This is a genomic window from Pseudoalteromonas sp. SG45-5, from assembly GCF_014164085.1.
Taxonomy (GTDB): Bacteria; Pseudomonadota; Gammaproteobacteria; order Enterobacterales; family Alteromonadaceae; genus Pseudoalteromonas; species Pseudoalteromonas aliena.
On sequence record NZ_JACJEM010000120.1, the window covers coordinates 1 to 1,321 of the forward strand.

Sequence of the window (1,321 nt, forward strand, 5' to 3'; positions counted from 1 at the left end):
CAGATGTATGGACTCCCACTTCCCTCAGGAGTAACGTAATAAGCGATAAAACTTTTACCAAGGAGCCCATACATGTTTGATTGTAATGTAATCGCAATTGATTTAGCAAAAAATTTATTTCAGGTTTGTAAAACAGATAAGAATGGACATGTTATTTATAACAAAGCAATCACGAGAGCTAAACTTAAAGAATTGTTAATTAAAGAGAAGCAATCTTTAGTTGCTATGGAATCGTGTGGCGGAACACATTATTGGGCACGCTTTGCGAAACAGGCTGGTCATCAAGTAAAAGCAATTAATGCACGACAGGTAAAAGCATTCCGTCAAGGACAAAAAACAGATGCTAATGACGCCCTGGCTATTTCTGTTGCAGCTCGCCAGCCTCATATTAAAGGAAGTCGTTTACTTTCAGCCCATGAGCAATGCCTCCAAGGCATTGAATGTATTCGTGATTTATTGGTCAAACAAAAAGTAAGTTTAAGTAACCAACTCAGAGGCTTACTCTTGGAGTTAGGGTATCCAATAGCTCAAGGCGATACATCGTTAATTCACGCTATACCAGAGATACTAGAAGAGGCCGAAAATAGTTTAACAGCCTCATTTCGTTTTTCAATTCACCTCCTTTTTCAACGCTTTAAGGAAACAATTGAAGAAGCAAAGCTGATTGAAAAACAATTGCATGAAATAATTAAAGAAGATAAAACATGTAACCGCTTACAAGCCTTAGAGGGAGTCGGTCCAGTCTGTGCAATCTTGATAAAAATAGCGCTAGGTAATGCAACACATTTCAAAAGTGGTCGAGAAGCCGCCGCATGCTTTGGCCTAACACCAGTACAACATAGCAGTGGTGGTAAAGAAAAAATAGGCGCGATATCTAAAGTGATAGGAAATAAGAAGCTGCGAAGTGCTTTGTTTAAAGGTGCATTAGCTGTTGTTTCCCAACTAGAAAAAAGAGAAAGTCGCAGTGAAAAAGATGTATGGTTGAAAGCATTAACCGCGCGTCGAGGAAAGAAAGTAGCAGCCATTGCTTTAGCGAATAAAACGATAAGAACGGCTTTTGCAATGCAAAAGCATGATAAAGAATACCAGCCACAATTACTTGCGGCTTAAAATTTGTCAATAAGAGCGCTTAAAATAGGTAAGACCAACCTTCAATAGACTGTTAGGGCCTGAAGTTTCATAAACTGCTCAACAGAAAAGTCATGAAGGTGCGAATACATAAGAGGCCAGAGGTAGCCCCTCAATTTGAGCCCGTATATAAGCTAGCATCTAAATTTATTTTAACTTTTTCTTTTTGACATTTACGGGGAGTCCATATAAG

The 1,321-nt window shown here is 38.8% G+C and carries 1 protein-coding gene; it reads left to right on the forward strand.

Translation table 11 applies throughout. The features are described from left to right. Nucleotides 1–72: 72 nt before the first annotated feature. Nucleotides 73–1,110 carry an IS110 family transposase gene (locus H5119_RS19880; RefSeq protein WP_182703462.1) on the forward strand — a complete coding sequence of 346 codons (1,038 nt, stop codon included), beginning with the start codon at nucleotides 73–75 and terminating at the stop codon, nucleotides 1,108–1,110. The last annotated feature ends 211 nt before the right edge of the window (nucleotides 1,111–1,321 follow it).